Origin of the sequence: Solwaraspora sp. WMMD1047 (assembly GCF_029626155.1) — a bacterium.
Classification (GTDB): domain Bacteria; phylum Actinomycetota; class Actinomycetes; order Mycobacteriales; family Micromonosporaceae; genus WMMD1047.
Genome location: NZ_JARUBL010000001.1, coordinates 3783716 through 3805264 on the forward strand (window position 1 = coordinate 3783716; position 21549 = coordinate 3805264).

Annotated in this window: 20 protein-coding genes and 1 riboswitch; of the genes, 14 read left to right on the plus strand and 6 right to left on the minus strand. The window is 73.4% G+C overall.

All coding sequences use genetic code 11. The features are described from left to right. The first annotated feature begins 25 nt into the window (after window positions 1-25). From gcvH to gcvP, 9 genes are all read left to right on the plus strand, one after another. A complete protein-coding gene (gene gcvH / locus O7627_RS17175; RefSeq protein ID WP_278094531.1) occupies window positions 26-406 on the plus strand; it encodes a glycine cleavage system protein GcvH in 381 nt (126 codons plus the stop codon). 211 nt (window positions 407-617) lie between these two features. After that, entirely contained in the window at window positions 618-1070 is a 453-nt protein-coding gene (locus tag O7627_RS17180) for an FHA domain-containing protein (protein ID WP_278094532.1), read from the plus strand. A 56-nt stretch (window positions 1071-1126) separates the two neighbouring features. Then, window positions 1127-1825, plus strand: coding sequence for a MerR family transcriptional regulator (locus O7627_RS17185; protein WP_278098304.1), 699 nt, complete (start codon window positions 1127-1129; stop codon window positions 1823-1825). Window positions 1826-2042: 217 nt separating this feature from the next. Then, the gene (locus O7627_RS17190; RefSeq protein WP_278094533.1) at window positions 2043-2507 is read left to right on the plus strand and encodes a bifunctional nuclease family protein; all 465 of its coding nucleotides are present in this window, start codon (window positions 2043-2045) and stop codon (window positions 2505-2507) included. Window positions 2508-2688: 181 nt separating this feature from the next. Further along, entirely contained in the window at window positions 2689-3324 is a 636-nt protein-coding gene (locus O7627_RS17195; RefSeq protein ID WP_278094534.1) for a MerR family transcriptional regulator, read from the plus strand. Between the two features lie 290 nt (window positions 3325-3614). After that, entirely contained in the window at window positions 3615-4049 is a 435-nt protein-coding gene (locus tag O7627_RS17200; RefSeq protein WP_278094535.1) for a group 1 truncated hemoglobin, read from the plus strand. Then, window positions 4009-5259, plus strand: a complete 1251-nt coding sequence (locus O7627_RS17205) for a globin domain-containing protein (RefSeq protein WP_278094536.1) — start codon at window positions 4009-4011, stop codon at window positions 5257-5259. Before O7627_RS17200 ends, O7627_RS17205 begins: the two co-directional genes overlap by 41 nt. Next, the gene (locus tag O7627_RS17210; RefSeq protein ID WP_278094537.1) at window positions 5256-5972 is read left to right on the plus strand and encodes a cell division protein DivIVA; all 717 of its coding nucleotides are present in this window, start codon (window positions 5256-5258) and stop codon (window positions 5970-5972) included. Before O7627_RS17205 ends, O7627_RS17210 begins: the two co-directional genes overlap by 4 nt. Window positions 5973-6087: 115 nt before the next feature. After that, window positions 6088-6175: riboswitch (glycine riboswitch) on the plus strand. A gap of 81 nt (window positions 6176-6256) precedes the next feature. Then, window positions 6257-9100, plus strand: a complete 2844-nt coding sequence (gene gcvP / locus O7627_RS17215) for an aminomethyl-transferring glycine dehydrogenase (RefSeq protein WP_278094538.1) — start codon at window positions 6257-6259, stop codon at window positions 9098-9100. A 118-nt stretch (window positions 9101-9218) separates the two neighbouring features. Here gcvP and O7627_RS17220 read toward each other — a convergent pair whose 3' ends face one another. Further along, window positions 9219-9419 carry a DUF5999 family protein gene (locus O7627_RS17220; RefSeq protein WP_278098305.1) on the minus strand — a complete coding sequence of 67 codons (201 nt, stop codon included), beginning with the start codon at window positions 9417-9419 and terminating at the stop codon, window positions 9219-9221. A 123-nt stretch (window positions 9420-9542) separates the two neighbouring features. On the opposite strand from O7627_RS17220, the gene O7627_RS17225 reads away from it, so the two are divergent. Both O7627_RS17225 and def read left to right on the plus strand, forming a co-directional pair. Next, window positions 9543-10847 carry a chorismate-binding protein gene (locus tag O7627_RS17225; protein ID WP_278094539.1) on the plus strand — a complete coding sequence of 435 codons (1305 nt, stop codon included), beginning with the start codon at window positions 9543-9545 and terminating at the stop codon, window positions 10845-10847. Beyond that, on the plus strand, window positions 10844-11350 hold the full coding sequence (gene def, locus O7627_RS17230; protein ID WP_278094540.1) for a peptide deformylase: 507 nt from the start codon (window positions 10844-10846) through the stop codon (window positions 11348-11350). Before O7627_RS17225 ends, def begins: the two co-directional genes overlap by 4 nt. Before the next feature lie 6 nt (window positions 11351-11356). Here the strand turns inward: def and O7627_RS17235 are convergent, their stop codons facing one another. From O7627_RS17235 to O7627_RS17245, 3 genes are read right to left on the minus strand one after another with little or no spacing between them, the layout of a single operon-like run. Further along, the gene (locus tag O7627_RS17235; protein WP_278094541.1) at window positions 11357-12547 is read right to left on the minus strand and encodes an alanine racemase; all 1191 of its coding nucleotides are present in this window, start codon (window positions 12545-12547) and stop codon (window positions 11357-11359) included. Further along, complete coding sequence (locus O7627_RS17240; RefSeq protein ID WP_278094542.1) at window positions 12537-14333, minus strand: IucA/IucC family C-terminal-domain containing protein; 1797 nt, start codon at window positions 14331-14333, stop codon at window positions 12537-12539. The genes O7627_RS17235 and O7627_RS17240 overlap by 11 nt, the downstream gene beginning before the upstream one ends. Further along, complete coding sequence (locus O7627_RS17245; protein WP_278094543.1) at window positions 14330-15991, minus strand: IucA/IucC family protein; 1662 nt, start codon at window positions 15989-15991, stop codon at window positions 14330-14332. The genes O7627_RS17240 and O7627_RS17245 overlap by 4 nt, the downstream gene beginning before the upstream one ends. 214 nt (window positions 15992-16205) lie before the next feature. On the opposite strand from O7627_RS17245, the gene O7627_RS17250 reads away from it, so the two are divergent. Together O7627_RS17250 and O7627_RS17255 are read left to right on the plus strand one after the other, a co-directional pair. Beyond that, window positions 16206-16985, plus strand: a complete 780-nt coding sequence (locus O7627_RS17250; protein ID WP_278094544.1) for an endonuclease/exonuclease/phosphatase family protein — start codon at window positions 16206-16208, stop codon at window positions 16983-16985. Window positions 16986-17210: 225 nt separating this feature from the next. Further along, a complete protein-coding gene (locus tag O7627_RS17255; RefSeq protein WP_278094545.1) occupies window positions 17211-18344 on the plus strand; it encodes a lytic polysaccharide monooxygenase in 1134 nt (377 codons plus the stop codon). A 46-nt stretch (window positions 18345-18390) separates the two neighbouring features. On the opposite strand, the gene O7627_RS17260 is transcribed toward O7627_RS17255, so the two are convergent. Together O7627_RS17260 and O7627_RS17265 are read right to left on the minus strand one after the other, a co-directional pair. After that, window positions 18391-19404: a tyrosine-type recombinase/integrase gene (locus O7627_RS17260; protein ID WP_278094546.1), complete on the minus strand. Its 1014-nt coding sequence runs from the start codon at window positions 19402-19404 to the stop codon at window positions 18391-18393. A 394-nt stretch (window positions 19405-19798) separates the two neighbouring features. After that, window positions 19799-20776 carry an AraC family transcriptional regulator gene (locus tag O7627_RS17265; protein WP_278094547.1) on the minus strand — a complete coding sequence of 326 codons (978 nt, stop codon included), beginning with the start codon at window positions 20774-20776 and terminating at the stop codon, window positions 19799-19801. A 78-nt stretch (window positions 20777-20854) separates the two neighbouring features. Here O7627_RS17265 and O7627_RS17270 point away from each other — a divergent pair, with 78 nt between their 5' ends. Continuing rightward, window positions 20855-21526 carry an NAD(P)-binding domain-containing protein gene (locus O7627_RS17270; protein ID WP_278094548.1) on the plus strand — a complete coding sequence of 224 codons (672 nt, stop codon included), beginning with the start codon at window positions 20855-20857 and terminating at the stop codon, window positions 21524-21526. Window positions 21527-21549 lie beyond the last annotated feature (23 nt).

Below are 21549 nucleotides of genomic sequence, written 5' to 3' on the forward strand. Positions count from 1 at the left end.
GTGCGACGACGAAGGACGCGTTCTGGTGATTCCTGAGGATCTGCGGTACACCGCCGAGCATGAGTGGGTGGCGGGCGATGGGAGCGCGCCGGTGCGGGTGGGGATCACCCACTTCGCGCAGGACGCGCTGGGTGACATCGTCTATGTCCAGCTACCCGAGGAGGGTGCCACGGTGGCGGCGGGGGAGTCGCTGGGCGAGATCGAGTCGACGAAGAGTGTGTCGGAGATCTACGCGCCGGTCTCCGGCACGGTGGTGGGTCGTAACGCGGTGCTGGGCGACACTCCCGAGGTGATCAATACCGACCCGTACGGTGCGGGTTGGCTGGTCGAGATCGCACCGGCGCAGCCGGCGGCGGTGGCGGAGCTGTTGACCGCGGCGGCGTATCGCGAACTCACCGAAAGCTGACCGCGGCACGCCGAGTCCGGTTGTGTCCGCGCGTCTGGTTGCCCTGTTTTTCGGCGCTGGCTAGGCTCGCCCAGTCGACCGAGAACCAAATAGTTGCGCGTTGTGGAATGCCTTCCCGGGCACGGGGGAGCCAGCCGCTGGGCATTTGCCGGCCCGGCGGCCAGACCCGCCACACCCCGACGCCGACCGAACAGATCCGTGAGGTGGTCCCATGACGCGCCCAGACGACGAGTTCCCCCCACTCGACGTCACATCAACGCTGAATCTCGGCTCGCTCGACGAGGTTCTGGAGGGGCCGGACGCTGATGTCGTGCCCAGCCGGATGTCGGGTTCGCTGCCGCCGGGAATGGCGTTGCTCGTCGTGCGGCGGGGCCCTAATGCGGGTGCCCGGTTCCTGCTTGACCACGATGTGACCACCAGTGGGCGGCATCCGGACAGCGACATCTTCCTCGATGATGTGACGGTGTCCCGTCGGCATGCCGAGTTCCACCGGGACTCGGGGACGTTCACGGTGCGTGATGTCGGCAGTCTGAACGGCACCTATGTGAACCGGGAGCGGGTCGAGGCGGCCACCTTGAGCAACGGCGACGAGGTGCAGATCGGCAAGTTCCGGTTGGTGTTCATCGCGGGCCCGCGTCCGGACGAGGAGGCCGTCCGGGGGTGAGTGAGCGTGCGGCGTCGGCTGTTCCCGCGTCGGGGGACGGCCGGTCCCAGCCGTTGATGAGCATCGGCGAGGTGCTGGCGCAGTTGCGGCTGGAGTTTCCCGACACGACGATCTCGAAGTTGCGGTTCCTGGAGGCCGAGGGGCTGGTGGAGCCGCAGCGGACGCCGGCTGGTTATCGCAAGTACAGCTGGGATGATGTGGACCGGCTGCGCTTCGTGCTGACCGCGCAGCGGGACCAGTATCTGCCGTTGCGGGTGATTCGTGAGCAGTTGGCGGAGCGGTCGGATCCGTCGGCGGGTCGGCCGCGTCCGGCGTTGGTGGCGGTCGGGCCGACCGGTGAGGTGCCGGGTCGGGCGGGCGAGGGTGGCCCGACCGAGCCGACGGAGGTCCGGTTGGACCGGGCCGAGTTGGTGGCCCGTAGTGGGATCGATTCGTCGACGTTGGCCGAGTTGGAGCGGCTGGGGGTGTTGGTGTCCCGGCCGCCGGGTTGGTATGACGCGGATGCGTTGGTGATCGCGCAGGCGGTGGCGGGGCTGGCCCGGTACGGGTTGGAGCCGCGTCATCTGCGGGGTTACCGGACGGCGGCGGATCGGGAGGTGGGGTTGTTCGCTCAGTTGGTGGCCCCGTTGGCGCGGCAGAGTGATCCGGCGGCCCGGGCGCGGGCGGCGGAGACGGCGCGGGAGTTGGTGGGGTTGTCGCAGCAGTTGCACGCGGCGTTGGTGCGGGTCGGGTTGCGGGAGAGTCTGGGCCGGTGAGTGGGTTGCCGGGCGGCTGGGCGGAGCCGTCGTGGGGGGCGTGCCGTACGCTTCGCGGGGTATTGCCCTCAGGCACCGGTGTGGTGCGGGCGGCGCGCGTGGGACGGGTGTCTCGTGGTCCGTGTACCGTGCAGGGAAGGGGCCGGACGGTGCGGCGACCGGACGGTGCGGGCCGCGGCACGGTGCTGGGGAAGACGACAACGACACGGAGGCGGCGGTGCGCGAGCTGAGCGTGGTCGGGGTTCGGGTGGAGCTGCCCAGCAACCAGCCGATCGTCCTGCTCAGGGAGGTCGACGGCGAGCGTTACCTGCCGATCTGGATCGGTGCGGTCGAGGCCACCGCGATCGCCTACGAGCAGCAGGGTGTGAAGCCGACCCGGCCGTTGACGCATGATCTGATGCGGGATCTGCTGGCGGCGCTGGAGGCGCCGTTGCGGGCGGTGGAGATCACCGAGCTCAAGGAGAACGTCTTCTACGCTGATCTGTTGATCGGGGATGGGCTGCGGGTGTCGGCCCGGCCGAGTGACTCGATCGCGTTGGCGTTACGGGTTGGTGCTCCGATCCGTTGTGCCGAGCAGGTGTTGGCGGAGGCCGGGATCGTGATTCCCGACGAGCAGGAGGATGAGGTCGAGAAGTTCCGGGAGTTCCTGGAGCAGGTTCGACCGGAGGACTTCGCCGGCTGAGTTCCCCGTCGGGGTCGCCGTGGGGCGTGGTGACGCTCTGGATCCGTCGTGTCGCGTTCCGGGTCCGGCGTGTCGCGTCATTTCCTGCCGGGCAACCCTCCAGCGGCGCTATAGGGTTGCCGTGTCGAGGGGTGCGCGCCCCGGAACCGGCGCGGCGCCACGTTGGCGGGGAGGTTGTTCGATGAATCAGCCACAGGACCCTGATCAAGGTACCGCAGATCGCCAGTTCGGCCCGGGTGGTGAGGGGGACGGGGGTCGGCGTCCGGACGATGGCGCGGCGGCCGAGGGTGACGGTGTGGTGGGTTACCGCGGGGTGACGGCGTGCCAGGCGGTGGGAATCAGCTACCGGCAGTTGGACTACTGGGCGCGTACGGCGTTGGTGGTGCCGAGTATCCGGGACGCGTCGGGGTCGGGTACCCAGCGGCTGTATTCGTTCCGGGACCTGGTGGTGCTCAAGGTGGTCAAGCGGCTGCTCGACGCGGGGGTGTCGCTGCAGAACATCCGGAAGGCGATCGAGGCGTTGCGGTCGCGTGGGGTGGCCGATCTGGCGGGTATCACGCTGATCTCGGACGGGACGACGGTGTACGAGTGCCGGTCGCCGGAGGAGGTCGTGGATCTGCTGCAGGGCGGCCAGGGGGTGTTCGGCATCGCCATCGGGGGGGCGTTCAAGGAGATCCAGGGTTCGTTGTCGCATCTGCCGGCTGAGCCGGCGGCGGGTCCGGCGGTGGTGGCGGTGCCGGCGGCTGCGGGTGACGAGGCGTCGGATGCGGCCCGGGACGAGTTGGCGGCGCGGCGGGCGCGGCGGCGGGCTGGTTGAGCCCGGGGTGCGGTCCCACCCGCGGTGAACGTGCGTTGACGTTTGTCGATCAGCAATTTCTTCGGCCCGGTTGGCGGGCTTCGATCTGTGTTCCTAGCTGGACTTTGTTGTGTGTCGGGCGCGGTCGGCGGGGTGGACTGTGCGGCCAGCCGGGGTGGACGGCATGACAGCGTCCGGGATGCACGCTATCGTCCCACACGCGCGCGGATGGGCGGTCAGGATGCCCGTGCCGCCGCTGCGCTGCGTCCCCCGTCGCCGCGCGACCTCGACCGCGCCGGAAGGAACCGCTCGTGACTGACATCGAAGCTGCAAACGCCCCCGTTCAGGAAGGTGATCCGGGGGTGGTCGCCGGGGCCTCGTACTACCAGCGGGTCGGCGGTGCCGAGGCGGTGAAGGCGGCGGTGGGGCTCTTCTACGACAAGGTGTTGGCCGATCCGGAGTTGGCCGGCTATTTCGCGGCCGTGGACATGGAGCAGCAGCGCCGCCACCTGGCGTTGATGCTGACGGTGGTGCTCGGTGGCCCGGACGGCTACAGCGGCCGTGGGTTGGCCGAGGCGCACCAGCCGTTGGGCATTCCGCCGGAGCACTATGCGCTGGTGGGGGAGCATCTGATGGCGACGCTGTCGGAGTTGGGGGCGCCGGCTGACGTGCTGGCCCACGTGGGTGACGTGCTGGTGCAGGTGCGTGACCAGGTGGTCGGGGCCGGCGATCGGCGGGGTGGCTGACGGCGTGGACGTCGCCCGGCTCAAGCAGAGTTGGAGCCTGGTGGCCGCGCACGGCGATCAGGTTCCGCTCTACTTCTATTCGACGCTGTTTCTGGCCCATCCGGACACCCGGCAGATGTTTCCGACCAACATGGCCGGTCAGCGGGACCGCCTGGTGTCGGCGTTGGGGCATGTGGTGAGCAACGTGGACCAGGTCGACCGGCTGGTCGGCTATCTGCAGGATCTCGGCGTCGACCACCGTAAGTTCGCGGTCCGGCCGGAGCACTATCCGGCGGTCGGTGAGGCGCTGTTGGCGACGCTGCGGCATTTCCTCGGTGACGAGTGGAGTGACGGGCTGCACGAGGACTGGGCGGCGGCGTACGGCCTGGTGGCGAAGGTGATGCAGGACGCGGCGGCGGAGGCGGAGAACGTCAGTCCGCCGTGGTGGGTGTCGGAGGTGGTCGCGCACGAACCGCGCGGCTTCGACGTGGCGGTGATCACACTGCGGCCGCAGTATCTGTTGCCGTTCACGCCGGGTCAGTCGATCGGGGTGTCCAGTCCGACGGTTCGTTCCTGGCGGTACTACTCGCCGGCGAACGCGCCCCGGTCGGACGGCACGATCGAGCTGCATGTGCGGGCCGCGCCGGGTGGGGTGGTCAGTTCCCGGCTGGTGTACGGGGTGAGCGTCGGCGACCAGGTGAATCTGGCGTCGCCGGTGGGTGACCGGTTGACGCTGCGTCGGGCCGGTGGGGCCGATCTGCTGTTGCTGGCCGGTGGTACGGGGTGGGCGCCGATGAAGGCCCTGGTGGAGCAGGTGGCCGCCGATGGTGGCGCCGGCCGGCGGGTGGATCTGTATCTGGCGGCCCGGTCGCGGACGGAGTTCTACGACCGGGAGGCGGTGGAGAAGTTGGCGGCGTCGTACCCGTGGCTGCGGGTCGGGTACGTGGCGGGGGCGGATCCGGAGCCGCAGGGCGCGCCGGCGCCCCGCGGCGGGTTGCCGATCGCCGAGCAGGTGTTCGCCGATGGCGATTTCCGGGGCCGGCAGGTGTTCGTCTGTGGGGCGGACCCGATGGTGGCCGCGACGGTGGGCGCGCTGCTGCGTAACGGTTTTCACAGTGACCAGGTGCACCACGAGGGCCTGGGTAACCACTGGTACGGCCCGGACCGGCGGCTCGCCGGTGACGGGCCGGTGTACGGGTCGGCACCGCAGGCGTACGGAGGAACCGAGTGAGCGCAGTCCCGATCAGCAGGTACGACGGTTCGGCCGCTGGCCGGCCGGCCGGCCAGCAGGTGAGGATCACCGCGGACCGGGTGCGGCGGTGGGAGTTCGAGCACACGTCGTTCGGGCGGCGTGGTTACGACCAGCGTGACGTGGACCGGTTCCGGTTGCAGGTGGCCGACGAGTTGGACCATCTGGCGTCGCGGGTGGCTGATCTGCGGGCCGAGAACGAGCGGCTCAACGATCATGTCGAGCTGCACCGGCACGGGGTGATTCCGAGCGCGCAGCCGCAGTTGCCGGGGCCGAAGGAGGTCAACCTGCTGTCGGCGGCGCAGCGGGAGGCCGAGCAGATCATCGCGCAGGCGCACGACTATGCCCGCCGGGTGGCCGAGTACGCGCGGGTGCAGTACGAGAGCTATGTGCGGGCGGCGGTGGACGACGCGCGGCAGGAGGCCGAGCGGGCGGTGCAGGACTACCGCAGTTCGGCGGGGACCGACTTCGACGGGGCGGTGGCCACCCGGGAGGCGCTGCGGATCTACGGCGAGATGATGATCTCGCACATGCAGGCGGCGGCCCGGCATCTGGATGACGGCAGTGAGCATCTGGCCCGCACCATGGACCGGTTGGCCGTCCAGGGGGAGCCGGCGATCGGCGCCGGCGGCGGGAACCGGTCGGCGTTGCCGCAGGAGGGGATGCGGCACCAGGGCGCGGCCACGGTGTACTGACGGGGGGGCGGCCCCGTTCGGACGGAATGGGGGCTTTTGTCTGGTTATGGTGGGGGCTAGGACCGTGCCGACATCCCGCCGAAACATGATCGCTGGTAGCGTTGCCCACGCCGATACCACCCGCGTGGGAGAGACCGCGTCAGCGGCGCCGAAGGGGCAAATCCTCCCCGGAACCTCTCAGGCAAAAGGACCGCGCGGGCAGGCGACTGTGGAGCGGCCCGCATCGGCGCGGGCGGCGACAGAGGGGGAGGCCGCATCGTCGACCTCGTCCGGGAGCGCCACAGATGACCGCAGAGCAGTTCGCCGACCGTCACATCGGCCCGGACCCGGCCGCGCAGCGCCGGATGCTGGAGGCCGTCGGGTACGGTTCGGTCGACGAGTTGATGGACGCCGCCATCCCCGAGGTGATCCGCTGGCACGGCACCCTCGACCTGCCGCCGGCGGCCACCGAGGCGCAGGTGGGCGCGGAGCTGCGGGCGCTGGCGGCCCGCAACACCGTGGCGGTGTCGATGATCGGCCTGGGCTACCACGGCACCCACACCCCGGCGGTGATCCGCCGCAACGTGCTGGAGAATCCGGCCTGGTACACCGCCTACACCCCGTACCAGCCGGAGATCAGCCAGGGCCGGCTGGAGGCGTTGCTGAACTTCCAGACCATGGTCACCGACCTGACCGGGCTGGCCACCGCGAACGCGTCGATGCTCGACGAGGCGACCGCGGCGGCCGAGGCGATGACGCTGGCCCGCCGGGCGTCCAAGAGCAGCAGCGGAGTGTACGTGGTCGACGCCGACGCGTTGCCGCAGACGGTGGCGGTGCTGGCCGGCCGGGCCGAACCGTTGGGCATCCAGCTGCGGGTGCTCGACCTGTCCGCCGAGTCGCTGCCGGAGTCGTTCTTCGGTCTGCACCTGCAGTACCCGGGGGCCAGCGGCGCGGTCCGCGACCACCGCCGGCTGGTGGAGGCGGCGCACGCCGTCGGGGCGCTGGTCACGGTCGCCGCCGATCTGCTGGCGTTGACCCTGCTGCGGCCGCCGGGGCAGGCCGGCGCCGACATCGCCGCCGGCACCACCCAGCGGTTCGGCGTACCGATGGGGTTCGGTGGGCCGCACGCCGGCTACCTGGCGGTGCGGGCGGGCCTGGAGCGGATGCTGCCGGGCCGGCTGGTCGGGGTGTCCCGCGACGCCGCCGGTGACCGGGCCTACCGGCTGGCGTTGCAGACCCGCGAGCAGCACATCCGCCGGGAGAAGGCGACCAGCAACATCTGCACCGCCCAGGTGCTGCTGGCGGTGATGGCCGGCATGTACGCCGTCTACCACGGCCCGGACGGGCTGCGGGCGATCGCCGAGCGGGTGCACCGGCTGGCGGGGGAGTTGGCCGCGGGACTGGCGGCCGGTGGGGTGGCCACCGGCGGGGAGGCGTTCTTCGACACCGTCACCGCGGTGGTGCCGGGCCGGGCCGCCGAGGTGGTCGCCGCGGCCGCCGCCCGGGGGGTGAACCTGCGCCTGGTGGACGCCGACCGGGTGGGGGTGAGCTGCGACGAGACCACCACCGCCGCGCACCTGCGGGCGGTCTGGGCGGCGTTCGGGGTGCCGGAGCCGGCGGCCGACGCCGCGCCGGCGGCGGGGGCCGAGCTGCCGGCGGCGCTGCGCCGCACCGGCGACTACCTGACCCACCCGGTGTTCCACGCCCACCGCTCCGAGACGGCGATGCTGCGCTACCTGCGCCGGCTGGCCGACGCCGACTACGCCCTGGACCGGGGGATGATCCCGCTCGGGTCGTGCACGATGAAACTGAACGCCACCACCGAGATGGAGCCGATCAGCTGGCCGGAGTTCGCCGACGTGCACCCGTTCGCGCCGGCCGACCAGACCGCCGGCTACCGGGAGCTGATCGGTTCCCTGGAGGGCTGGCTGGCCGAGGTGACCGGCTACGACGCGGTGAGCGTGCAACCCAACGCCGGGTCCCAGGGGGAGCTGGCCGGGTTGTTGGCGATCCGCGCCTACCACCGCGACCGCGGCGAGGCGCACCGGGACGTCTGCCTGATCCCGTCGTCGGCGCACGGCACCAACGCCGCCAGCGCGGTGATGGCCGGCATGCGGGTGGTGGTGGTCGGCTGCGACGCCGACGGCAACGTCGACCTGGTCGACCTGGACCGGCGCATCGACGCGCACCGGGACCGGCTCGCCGCGATCATGGTGACCTACCCGTCCACGCACGGCGTCTACGAGACCGGCATCGCGTCGCTGTGCGCGAAGGTGCACGACGCCGGCGGTCAGGTCTACGTCGACGGCGCGAACCTCAACGCGCTGGTCGGCTACGCCAAGCCGGGCGAGTTCGGCGCCGACGTGTCCCACCTGAACCTGCACAAGACGTTCTGCATTCCGCACGGCGGCGGCGGACCCGGGGTCGGCCCGGTGGCGGTCCGCGCGCACCTGGCCCGTTACCTGCCCGGCGACCCGCTCGCCGGGCCGGACTCCGCGGGGTCCGGCCCGGCGGCGATCTCCGCCGCCCGGTACGGGTCGGCGGGCATCCTGCCGATCCCGTGGGCGTATCTGCGGATGATGGGTCCGGACGGGCTGGCCCGGGCGACCGGGGTGGCGGTGCTGGCCGCCAACTACGTCGCGGCCCGGCTGCGCGCCCACTACCCGGTGCTCTACGCCGGCAACAAGGGCCTGGTCGCGCACGAGTGCATCCTCGACCTGCGGCCGTTGACCAAGGCGTACGGGGTGAGCGTCGACGACGTCGCCAAGCGCCTCATCGACTACGGCTTCCACGCGCCGACGATGTCGTTCCCGGTGGCGGGCACCCTGATGGTGGAGCCGACCGAGAGCGAGGACCTGGCCGAGCTGGACCGGTTCTGCGACGCGATGATCGCCATCCGCTCCGAGATCGAGAACATCGGGTCGGGGCGGTGGCCGGCCGGTGACAACCCGCTGGCCAACGCGCCGCACACCGCGGCGATGGTGACCGCCGACGAGTGGCCGCACCCGTACCCACGGTCGGTGGCGGCGTATCCGGCCGGCGTCGACCGGGGCGGCAAGTACTGGCCGCCGGTGCGCCGCATCGACGGCGCGTACGGCGACCGGAATCTGGTCTGCGCGTGCCCGCCGCCGGACGCGTTCGAGCAGTGAACCGGCGGTGTGAGCAAGCCTCGACGGTGAGGGCGGGTCGGGTCGGGAGCCCGGCGGGCGGCGATGCGGCCGGGCGGGGCGCCAACGGGGCGGCCGGGACGCTGAGCGACCCGGGACGCTAGGCGACCAGGACGTGCCGGGCGGGGCCGCGGTGCGGCTCGATGCTGCTGCCGTCGGGCAGCAGCTCGCCGGTGTCCTCGAAGACGATGACGCCGTTGCAGAGCAGGCTCCAGCCCTGCTCGCGGAAGCAGGCGATGACCCGGGCGGCTTCCCGGTCGGTCGCCTCAGCGGAGGGGCAGGTGGGTTGGTGCTGGCACATCGGGTTCTCCGGACTGTGGGGGTGCTGTGTCATGGTTCACATGACCAGTGATGCACGTTACCAAGCCCGACAGTGCGATATCGAGCAGGTGTCGGCTGTAGTACGGAAGAATCCTCCCTTCGGATGAGACCCATTGAACCACTCGTGTTGGAAACGCTCCCATCCGGACGGCTGTCGATCCCGGGAGCGCCGCCGGCCTGCCGCGCCGGGCTCGTCGAACGGGCCCGGCTGCACTGGTACGCCGACACCGGCGGCGACCCCGCCGCCCGGCTGGCCGACTTCCTCACCGGCCACGGACTGCCGGTGGCCGACCTGGCCCGCGCCGCTGCCGCCGACGACCACCGCCCCGGCGCCGTCTGCGGCGCCGCGGTGCTGATCTCCGCGGCCGCCGGCGCCCGGATCACCGGCGCCGCCGCGGCGGCGCCCACCCCGGCACCGGCCGTGCCGGACCTGGTGGCCGTCATCTACGCCCACCCGCCGCACCCCGTACCACCGCCCGACCCGCGACCGCCCGCCACGCCGCCGCGGGCCGACGGCACGCCGGTCGCCGGGCGGCGGCGGGTCGGACCCTGGCGGGTCGGGCCGTGGCGGGACAGCTGGACCACCGACCAGCACGCCGCCGCCGTCGAACGGGCCCGCGCCGCCATCGGCCGCGGCGACGTCTACCAGGTCAACCTGGTCGGCCACGCCCACGCCGCCCACACCGGCGACCCGGTGCCGGCGCTGACCAGGCTCGCCGGCCTCCCCGGCGCCCGCTACGGCGGGGTGCTCACCGGCCCCGGCTGGGCGGTCGGCTGCGCCTCCCCGGAAACCCTCGTCACGGTCGACGGCACCCGGCTGACCACCCGCCCGATCAAGGGCACCCGCCCCGCCACCACCGCCGGCCGGCGGGACCTGCTCGCCTCGGCCAAGGAACGCGCCGAACACGTCATGATCGTCGACCTGGAACGCAACGACCTGGCCCGGGTCGCCGCCACCGGCTCGGTCCGCGTCGACGACCTCTACACCATCCGCCGCTGGTGCGACCTGTGGCAGGCCGAGTCGACCGTGACGGCCCGGCTCGCCGACGGCGCCGGCCTGACCGACCTGCTGCGCGCGGTCTGCCCCGGCGGCTCGGTCACCGGCGCCCCGAAGCTGGCCGCGCTGACCCAGATCGCCGACCTGGAACCGGTCGGCCGCGGCCCCGCCATGGGCGCCTTCGGCTGGATCGGCGCCGGCCGCCTCGACCTCGGACTGACCATCCGCACCGCCGCCGCGGCCGACGACCGGCTGCACCTGTGGGCCGGCGGCGGCATCACCTGGGGCAGCGACCCCGACGCCGAGGTCGCCGAGGCGGCCGCGAAGGCCGCGCCGCTGCGCGCCGCGCTCGCCGGCCCGACCCCGCCACCGACCGGGCGCGGTAACCAGCCGATAGCCTTACGGTCATGACGATGCGGCCGATCAGGATCATCGGTGACCCGGTGCTGCGCACCGGATGCGAACCGGTCACCACCTTCGACGCCGGCCTGCGCGCCCTGGTCGGCGACCTGATGGACACCCTGCTCGGGGCGCCCGGCCGGGCCGGGGTGGCGGCCAACCAGATCGGCGTGAGCGCCCAGGTGTTCGTCTACGACGCCGACGGCCACCGCGGCCACCTGATCAACCCGACCCTGGAACTGTCCGAACAGCTGCAGGACGACGACGAGGGCTGCCTGTCCATCCCCGGCCTCTACTTCCCGACCCCCCGGGCGCTGCACGTCACCGCGCACGGCGTCGACCAGCACGGCGAACCGGTGACCATCACCGGCAGCGGATTCCTGGCCCGCGCCCTGCAACACGAGACCGACCACCTGCACGGCCGGCTCTACGTCGACACCCTGCGCGGCGACACCCGCCGCCGCGCCCTGCGGGAGATCCGCGCCGGCCGGTTCGCCACCCCCGGCGCGAGCTGACCCCGTTCACAGCACCAGCTGCTGCGGATGCGGATGCCGCAGGAAGTCGTGGTGGGAGATGTCCCAGCCGTACGCGCCGGCCCGGCCGAACACCAGCACGTCACCGGCCCGCAACCGGGCCACCCGCCGGCCGCGCGCCAGCACGTCGCGCGGCGTGCACAGCTCACCCACCACATCGACGTCCACGTCGACCACCCGCGGCCGCTCGAACGGGTAGTCCCACCCCGGCACCGGCAGCACCGTGAACGGATGGCTGTACCCCCAGGCCGCCGGCAGCCGGAAATGGTGGGTGCCGCCGCGCAGCACCGCGAACCACCGGCCGTGCACCCGCTTGAGGTCGAGCACCTCGGCGGCGTACCAGCCGGCGTCGGCGGCCAGGAACCGGCCGGGCTCCACCACCAGCCGGGCCGCCGGCGGCAACGCCGCCACCGCCGGCACCAGCCCGGCGCCGAACGCGGCCACGTCGAAGACCGCACCGCCGGTGTAGTCCACGCCCAGCCCGCCGCCGACGTTGACGTACTCCAACGCGACCCCGAGCCGGTCCGACACCGCCACCGACCAGCGGACCGCCTCGGCCACGAACCCGGCGTGCGCCACCGCGTCCAGGTTGTTCGACACCGCGTGCAGATGGAAGCCGACCAGCCGCACCCCCGGCGACCCCCGTGCCAGCCGCACCACCGCCGGCAACTGCTCCTCGTCCACCCCGAACGGGGTGGCCTCGCCGGCCATGGTGTGCGAGCCGGCCAACCGCCGCCCGGCCCGGTTCACCCGCACCGCCACCGGCACCCGCGCCCCCGCCGCCCGCGCGACCAGGTCGAGGCGGCGCAGTTCGTGACCGCTCTCCACGTGCACCAGCGCCCCGGCCGCCACCGCGGCCCGCAACTCCGCGTCGGTCTTGGCCGGCCCACCGAACACCACCGTGCCCGCCCCGGCCGACACCGCCAGCGCCAACTCGCCGCCGGAGGCCACCTCCAACCCGTCGAGGACCGCCGCCAGGGCGCCCACCACCGCCGGGTGCCCGTTCGCCTTCACCGCGTACAGCAGCGAACACCCCGGCGGCACCGCGGCCCGCAGCCGGGCGGCCCGCTCCCGCAGCGTGTCCCGGTCGTACACGTACGCGCACACCGGCCGGTCGGCGGCCCGCAGCGCCCCGACCACCGCCGCCGGCAACCCACCGCCGGCCAGCTCACCGGTCACGGGAAGCACCGTGCAGCGGGTTGCGCACCGCGACGTACACGTCACCGGAGCCGGCCAGCCGCATCCGCACCAGCGCCTTGTGCGGCACCCGCCGCGCCGTCAACGCGGCATGATCGGCTTCGGCGGCCGCCGCGATCCGCCGGTTCCGGTCGCTCCGCAACGGCTCGTACGTCTCGTCGACCACCTGCCGCACCGACCGCCACGCCGCCGCCTCGTCCAACCCGTGCGAACCGGTCAACCGCAGCACCAGCTCACCCAGATGCGCCTGCAACGCCGAATAGCCCACCTTCGCCCGCACCGCGGTCAGGTCCGCGGTCGCCGTCACCGAACCCGGCCACAACGGCGGCGCCAACCCGGCCGCCGCCAACCGGGGCAGATGCAGCCGCAGACCGGCGAAATCCCGCCACACCATCCGGTGCGGCACCCCGGCCACGAACGTCGGCAGGCAGTTCTGCAGATGCGCCTCCAACGCCACCCCGTACCGGGTCGTCAACCGCAGCAGCGGCGGCAGCAACAGCCGGGCGTACTCGGTCACGAACCCCAGCGCGGCGTCCGCCGCCGCGACCACCCCACGGGTGGCCGCGTACCGGTCCACCAGGCCGGCCACCACCGGGCCGGCCACCGACCCGGCCGGCAAAGCCGCCTCCGCCGGCAGCGCCGCCTCCGCCGGCAGCGCCGCCCCCGACAACACCGTCTCCCCGGCGGCCAGCCGACCGTCGAGCCCGGACCGCAGGATCGCCGACACGTCCCGCCCCGACCCGGCCGCGACCGCCGAACCCGCCGTCTCGGCCAACAGCAGCAACCGCCCGGCCGCCGGGTCGTCGGCCAGCAGCCGACCCAGCAGACCGGAGATCACCGGCCCGTTGCGGGTGCTGGCCACCGAGATGGTCCGCCGGGTCGAGGTGACCTGAATGTCCAACGACACCTTCAGGTACCGGTGCCGCCCATCCGACCCGGCCGGCAGCAGCAGCGTCCGCAACGCGGCCGTCGGCCACGCCGGCAACTCACCGTCGAGCCGCCGCAGCCGCGGATACCGGCGCAGCACCCCCGCCAACTGCCAGCCGTGCACCGGCTGACACACGTGACCCGGCGGCGCCGCCGGAACCTGCGGATACGCCCCCGCCAACGCCGCGGCCACGTCGTCGCCGACGAACTCCTCCCGAGGTACGGCGACGAACCCCACCCAGGTCCGCTCCGCCTCCAGGTCGTGGGCCAACACGTCGGCCACCCCCCACCCCAGCCGGGTCCGGCCGCACGGGTGCAGATTGTGCCCGTGCACCGCCAACCGCTCCGCGCCCAGCGCCGCCAGATCCGCCCCGACCCCCGCCGCCGCCGGATACCCGCCGGGCGAGTGCCGGGCCAACGCCACCGCCAGCTTCACCACCGCATCGGCCAACTCCACCGCCAACGCCCGCCCCGCCCCGCCCGGCACCGCCGCCGACAACAGCTCCACCGGATCCACCGGCCCGCCGCCGCCGGCCGGCCTGCCGGCGCCCCCACCGGCCGGCACGTCGATCCGGTCGAACCCGTGCCGCCGCCCCGCCGGCGCCGGCCGCGACCGCGCCCCCGCCACGTCCTCCCGCCACAGAGCCGCGGCCAACCGGGCAGCCACACTGCCCGCCGCCGCCGGCAACGCCGCCCGGAACCCGTCGACCAGCTCCGGGGCCAGCACCGCCAGCTCCCGCTCCACCAGCGCCGCCGCCTCCCGCACCGGCACCACCCCGCCCGGACCCCCCGACACCGGCCGCCGGCCACCATCGGCCGCCACCACCGCCCGCCCGCTCACCGACCCGCCAGCCCGGCGAGCGGGCCGGGCACCCGCGCCCACCGCACGTCGAGCGGATCGGTGGCCAACCGCATCGCCGTGGTCGCCTTCACCGGCCAGGTCGCGCCGAACAACGCCGCCCGATCCCCGGCCGCCGCCGGCACCCCCCGCGCCACCTCAGCCACCGCCCGCCACAACGACCCCGGCGCCACCCCGAAGGTCCGACTCAGCACCGCCACCTGCTCACCCAACGCCACCCCCAGCGCCCCCAACAGGGTGTCGCGCAGCACCTGCGGATCATCGGCGGCCAGGTCACCGTGCAGCGGCGGCGGCGCCAACCCGTACCGGGCCAACCCGGCCGGACTGACCCGGATCCCACCCACGTCCCGGTACCACAACCGGACCGGCCGACCGGCCCGCAACACCACAAGCAGGTTCTGACCGTGCGCCTCCAACGCCACCCCCCACCGCAGCAGCGCCAACGGGCCCGGCAACACCACCCGCGCCAGCGCCGCCAGCCACCGCACCGGATCACCGGCGCAACCGACGTCGACCGCCGCCGCGGACACCGGCCGACCATCCACCCCCGCCGCCGCCAGCACCGCCAACGGCAACACCACCTCACCCGCCCCGACCGGCGGCACCCGCCGCTGCACCACCGCCAGACTCCGCCACGGCCGACCGTCCACCAGCACCGCCCCGGCGGCCGGCTCCACCAACACCGTCAACCCCGACCCGGCCCGCGCCGCCAACCCCGCCAGGAACGCCGTCACCGGCGGCCCGTTACGCACCGCCGCCTCCGACACCGTCCGCACCGCACTCGTCATCTGCACGTCCACCGCCGTCTTCAGCTGCCGGCCAGGCTCACCCACCACCGACACCGTCCGCAGCGACATCAACGGCCGCACCGGCAACCGCCGGCCGGTGTCCCGCAACCAGCCGAGACCCTCCACCAGCCGCTCGTACTGCCACGGGTGCACCGGCAGCACCGGCGCCAGACCCGCACCCGTGCTGAACCAACGGCCAGCCGGCACCGCCACCAACCGCAACGCCACCCGCGGCCGATGCTCCGGCGCGTACGCCAACACCTGCCCGGTCGACATCCCGGCCCGGGTCCGGCACCCCGGATGCAGCGGATGCCCGTCGACCACCATCGACTCCCAGCCAGCCGGCGGCTCCACCAACCCGCCCCCCGCACCGCCACCGGCCACCGGCGCCGGCCGGGCCGCCCGGGCCAGCGCCAGGTTCGCCACACTGTTCGCCACCTCGGCCGCGAACCCGCCGCCCCGACCCGGCAGCCCACACCCGGCGAGCAACTCCGCCGGATCCGCGTACGCCCCACCCGACCCGTCCGGGTGCCGCACCCGCACCACCAACCCGGCCGCCGCCACCGCGAACGGCGCCGCCGCGGACACCGGACCCGACAACCGCCGCCCGTCGGACAGCACCACGGTCAACCGACCGCCGCGCTCCTCCCGACCGGCGACGCCGGCGATCGGCTCCCGCGACAGCGCCCCCCACAACCGGGCCAACACCGCGGCCCGGGCCGCCGGCAACTCGGCCGCGTATCCGGCCGACAACTCGGGACGGCACCGGGCCAGGTCGTCGCCGACCTCCACCGGCCCCGGCAACACCACCGCCACCGACGGCACGGACCGGCGCACAGGACTGTCGGACACGGCACCATTGTTCGCGCCGCACCGCCCGCGCGGCAGGGTGGCGGTGATCTCACTTCCCGCCCGGCGCCGACCACACCGGCCCGTCAGCGGCCGCGGAGCCGGCGGATCCAGATCCCCACGGCACCCAACGCCACGAACAGCAACACCGAACAGACCAGGGCCTTGAAGATCACAGCGGCAACTGTGCCACACCGCCGGGCCTTAGGGTGCAGGGATGCGCCTGGCGACCTTCAACCTGCTGCACGGCCGCTCACCCCACGACGGGCTGGTCGACGAGGCCCGCCTGACCGCGGCCGTCACCGCACTCGACGCCGACATCCTGGCCATGCAGGAGGTCGACCGCGACCAGACCCGCAGTGGCCGGCTCGACCAGACCGCGATCGCCGCCCGCGCGCTCGGCGCCCCCGCCCACCGGTTCGCCGCCGCCATGGTCGGCACGCCCGGGGAGCGGTTCCGCCCACTGACCCACGACGACGACGGACACGGCGAACCCTGCTACGGAGTCGGCCTGGTCAGCCGGTATCCCGTCCGCTCCTGGCATGTCACCCGGCTGCCCTGCACGCCGGTGCGGTCACCGGTCTGGGTCGCCGGCCCCGGCGGAGGGCTGATCCTGCTCCGCGACGAACCGCGGGTGGTCATCGCCGCCGTCCTGGACACCCCGCACGGCCCCCTCACCGCCGCCGCCACCCACCTGTCCTTCGTACCGGGCTGGAACCTGCGCCAGCTGCGACAGGTGGTCCGCGCGCTGCGTACCCTCCCACCGCCCCGGATCCTGCTCGGCGACCTCAACATGCCGGGCGGTCTGGCCCGGCTGGTCTCCGGCTGGCAGGTGCTCGGCCGGCGCCCGACGTATCCGGCCGAGGCGCCCCGCGTGCAGCTCGACCACGTCCTGGCCGACCCCCGCGGCGGCGGCTCGTTGCCCCCCGTGGTGGCCGTCGACGCGCCACCGGCCACCATCTCCGACCACCGGCCGCTCGTGGTGGAACTGGCCTGACCAGCACCGCGACCCGCTGTTAGTTTAAGCCCCAAACTATTGACAGCACTGATCCAGCCATGTCAATCTCTGACTGCGGGACCGGTCGTGGGAGCCAACCGGCCGGCACCGGAGTGGCCGAGGGCAGCCCTCCGCACGCCACCCGTCCCAGCCTGCGCACGCCCGACCACCCACCGCCACGGGCCCGCGACGGCGCCGCCTCTCCGCACCCACTGGGGGCCCACAATGTCATCGACCGCACGCACCCACCGCCCGGCCGCCCTGCGCGCCCTGGCCATCGCCACCATGAGCCTGATCGTGCTCACCACCGCACTGATCAACGCCGACGCCGCCCACGCACACGGCTCCGCCATCAACCCACCGTCGCGCAACTACGGCTGCTGGAAACGCTGGGGCGGCAACTTCCAGGCCCCCGAAATGGCCACCCAGGACCCCATGTGCCACCAGGCCTGGCAGAACGACCCGAACGGCATGTGGAACTGGAACGGCCTCTACCGCGACGGCGTCGGCGGCAACCACCAGGCCTACGTCCCCGACGGACAGCTCTGCAGCGCCGGCCGCACCGACGGCAACCGCTACGCCGCCATGGACACCCCCGGCGCCTGGCAGGCCACCCAGGTGAACAACAACTTCACCGTCACCGTCCACGACCAGGCCCTGCACGGCGCCGACTACCACCGCATCTACGTCACCCGGCAGGGCTTCAACCCGCTCACCACCGCGCCCCGCTGGAGCGACCTCGAACTGGTCAGCCAGACCGGCGTCGTACCACCCGGCCAGGGCACCAGGGTCCCCAACGACCCGGTCCTCAACGGCGTCAACGTCTCCATCAACGTCAGCGCCCCCGGCCGCACCGGCCGCCACCTGGTCTACACCATCTGGAAGGCCAGCCACTCCGACCAGACCTACTACTTCTGCAGCGACGTGATCTTCCCCGGCGGCGGCACCACCCCGACCACCCCACCGGTCACCACCCCGCCGGCACCCACGACCCCGCCCGCCACCACGCCGCCCGCCCCGACCACCCCGCCGGCACCGACCACGCCACCCGCCGGCACCGGCGGCTGCGCCGCCAGCTACACCATCACCAGCCAATGGTCCGGTGGCTTCCAGGCCGAGGTCCGGGTCACCGCCGGCGCATCGCCCATCACCGGCTGGACCGTCACCATGCCCTTCGCCAACGGCCAACGCATCAGCCAGGCCTGGGGGGCGACCATCGCCACCAGCGGCTCGACCGCCACCGCCCGCAACGTCGGCTACAACGGCAGCATCGCCGCCGGCGCCAGCACCACCTTCGGATTCATCGGCTCCTGGACCGGCACCAACGCCGCACCAGCCCTGACCTGCGCCGTCGCCTGACCCCGGAGCGCCGGTGGGGCCGCAGCCACGCGGCCCCACCGGCGGCCTACCCACCCGGCACACCGAGCAACGTGCCCAGCACCCGGTTCGTGCGGTTCGCCCGGATCGCCGCCCGCTGCTGGCCCGCCGTGACCTCGATGTAGTTCTGGCTCGACGCCAGACTCGCGTGCCCCAACAACCGCATGATCTCCGACGCGCTCGCCCCGTCCTCGGCCAGCCGCGTCGCGAACGTGTGCCGCAGCGCGTGCAACCGCGCCCCCCGCGGCACCCGGTCGGTGACGCCCGCCCGCCGGTAACACGACTCCACCAGATACTGCAGACCACCGCGGCGCAGCGGCGCACCCCACCGGTCGACAAGCAACGCGCCACCCACCTCGACCGACCGCGCCCCGAACCGGCGCCGCCGGGAATCCAGATAGGCCTCCACCAGCGCGTCCAACTCCGGCTCGACCGGGATCATCCGGACCCGGCCGCCCTTGCCCGCCACCTCCACCCGGCGCTCACCGGGCCGACCCGACACCGAACCCGTCCGCAGCGCGAGCAACTCCGCCAGCCGCAACCCGGCGCAGAGCGCCAGGCCCAGCACCGCCAGATCCCGCTCCGGCCACGGATCCCGCTGCCGCCCGTCCGGCACCGCAACGGCGGCCAACAGCCGCTCCGGGGTCTGCTCACCGCGCAGCGGCTTCGGCAACGGAACCTGGCTCGCCGGTCTGGCCACCGCCAGCATCGGGTTGCCCGCCACCACGCCCTCACCGACCAGGAACGTGAAGAAGCTGTTCCAGGTCGACCAGGCCCGCTGGACCGACGCCGCGGCCCGCGGGGCGGCGAACCGGGCGAACGCGGCCCGCAGCGCCCGGCCGGTGAAGGCGTCGACGCACACCCCGGCGAGCGGATCAGGCGCCGGGAGCGGACCCGACCGGGGGAGTGCCGCCGGATCACGCCCGGCGACCAGCACCGCGACGGCGACCAGATCCCGCCGGTACGCCGCCAGGGTGTGCGGGGACGGCTTGCGGGTGGCCCGGGAGGCGAGGAAGTCGGCGATGAGGGGGAGTAGGGGCATTTCACCCGAATCATGCATAACGGATATTATGCATGATTCTGTCTCATGTGGACACTGGGATCAGGGGAGAGTGCCCGGGTCCGGGGTGGCTGCATCGGGGGCGGGGCGTCAGCGGCGTCGACCTGCGGCACCACGGCAAGGTCCGACGATCCGACTCACCGCGCGGAGGCGGACACGACCGGAGACAGCGCCGGCGCCGAACCGACGACCGTTTCCCGGGTGGAAGCCGGCCACCTGGGACGTACCCGGGGTGCATCCGGCGTCGGCGCGGAGGCGCCGTCGACACGTCGCAGCGAGGAGGCCGAGGCGCGCGGCTTCCGGAGAGGATGACAGCGGTGTAGTCCACCGCACGCTCCTCGGCGCCCATCGGCCGAGCTAGTTGACATAATGTCAATTATCGAACCGGTACGGGGTCCTGCTCGGAGGGGTCGCCCACCCTCCCGGCAGGCAGGTGGGAGCCGTTCTGGCGAACAAGGCCGGCGTACCGGCGCGGCGGCACACCCATGATGCGTTTGAACGCGGTGTTGAACGCGGGCTCGGACTCGTAGCCCAGGGAGCCGGCGATCCGGGCGACGGTGTCGTCGCCGTGCTGGAGCCGCTCCGCGGCGAGCATCATCCGCCAGCGGGCCAGGTAGGCGATCGGGGTCTCGCCGGCGCGGGTCCGGAAGCACTCGGCGAACGCGGAGCGGGACATGCCCGCGACGGTGGCGAGGCCGCGCACCGTCCAGGAGCGGCCCGGGTCGGCGTGCATGGCGGCGAGCGCGGCGTGCATGCGGGGGTCGGCGAGCGCGGCGAACCAGCCGACGTCGTCGTGGGCGGGCGCGGCCAGGTAGAGGCGCAGGGCCTGGACCAGCATCATGTGCGCGAGCTGTTGCGCGATCAGGTCCGAGCCCGGACGCGGCTCGCGGAACTCCTCCATCATCAGCTCGATCGACCAGCGCAGCCGGGCCCGGTCGTCGGAGGTGCTGACCAGCATCAGCGGCGGCAGGTTCCGCAGCAGCAGCCCGACGTGCGGGCTGCCGGCCTCGAAGCGGGCGCCGACCAGGTAGACGCCACCGCCGCCGTTGTAGGTGATGACCTGGCCGCTGCGGTCGGGGTCGAGCACCGTGGAGGCGCGCGCCGGTGCGACGTCCGGTGCGCTGCCGATGACGGCCGTGCGGCCGGTGGGAAGCACGAAGCAGGCGCCCTCCGCAACGGGAACCGGCGGGTGGCCGGCGAGCGTCAGCCAGCAGGAGCCCTTGACGACCGCGTAGCACTTGATCCGGCCGGCCAGATCGTCGAGTTCCAGCGCCCAGTCGCCACCGGCGTCGAAGCCTGCGGTGAGGTAGCCGTGCGGCCTCAGCAGCGCGAGTACCTCGCTCAGCGGATCCATCGCGCCCCCGGACGATCGCGAACAAAACAGAGACTTTCAAGCATAGAGGGTACGGTGTGGTCGCCTTAGATTTGGATCATGACAACGATCGGTTTCATCGGCAGCGGGCGGATCGGTGGCGCGCTCGCGCACCTGGCCGTCGCGGCCGGACACGACGTGGTGCTGAGCAACAGCCGCGGACCGCAGAGCCTGCGGGAGGCGGTGGCCGGGTTGGGGGCGCGGGCCAGTGCGGGCACCACCACCGAGGCCGCCCTCGCCGGTGACCTGGTGGTGGTGGCCATCCCGGTCCGCGCCCACCGGCAGGTGCCGGTCGGGCCGCTGCGCGGGCGGGTCGTCATCGACACGCTCAACTACGATCCGGCCCGGCAGGGCGTCGTCCCCGAGATCGAGGCCGGCGACACTGCGCCGCAGCTGCTGTTGCAGGCCCACCTGCGGGACGCGTACGTGGTCAAGGCGTTCAGCACCGTGTTCTTCAGGCACCTGCCGCAGCTCGCCCGGCCGGCCGGCGCACCGGACCGCAGCGCCGTGCCGATCGCGGGCGACCATGGTCCGGCCAGGGCAGCGGTCGCCACCCTGATCGACTCGCTCGGCTTCGACGCGTACGACGTGGGTCCGCTCGCCGAGTGCCGTCGGTTCGCGCCCGGCTCCCCCGCCCAGCTCGCCTACCTCGATCCGGACGGGATGTTCGCCGCCCCCGCCCGCCCGGCCTCCGCCGCCGATCTGGCCGCTCTCCTGCGCCAGGTGAGCTGACAGGTCGGGTCCGGCGCCTACGC